The following is a 603-nucleotide window of genomic DNA, read 5'->3' as shown; positions in this document are numbered from 1 at the left end:
TACTGATGTAGAAGATGGACAAACCGTAACTGTTACTTTTGATGATGGCGTTAATCCTGTTGTTACAACAACTGCTACAGTTAGTGGTGGTAATTGGACTGCTACGGATGCAAATATCTCTGGACTAAATAACGGAACAATTACTGTAACAGCTGATGTTACTGATGTGGCTCTTAATCCTGCTACAGATAATGACCCTATTACCTTAGATAATACTACACCTACAATAAACATTACTACGCCTATTGAAGATGATGATGTGGTAAATGCTGCCGAAGATGGTGATGTTACTATTTCTGGTACTACTACTGATGTAGAAGATGGACAAACTGTAACGGTTACTTTTGACGATGGCGTTAATCCTGTTGTCACAACAACTGCTACGGTTACTGGCAGCACTTGGACAGCTGCGGATGCAGATATCTCTGGACTAAATAACGGAACAATTACTGTAACAGCTGATGTTACTGATGTTGCACTTAACCCTGCAACTGATAATGACCCTATTACTTTAGATAATACATTACCAGCAATAGATATTACAACTCCTATTGAGGGTGATAACGTAGTTAATGCTTCAGAAGATAATGATGTTACTATTTC

Annotated in this window: 1 pseudogene; it reads left to right on the top strand. The window is 38.5% G+C overall.

Going from position 1 to position 603, the window contains the following annotated elements:
* A pseudogene (locus KLA_RS17395) lies at positions 1-603 on the top strand (hypothetical protein); the annotation flags it as partial.

This window comes from Cellulophaga geojensis KL-A (assembly GCF_000568425.1).
GTDB classification, from domain to species: Bacteria; Bacteroidota; Bacteroidia; order Flavobacteriales; family Flavobacteriaceae; genus Cellulophaga; species Cellulophaga lytica.
The sequence above is the reverse complement of the archived record's forward strand: the minus strand, read 5'-3'. Positions and strand labels throughout refer to the sequence as shown.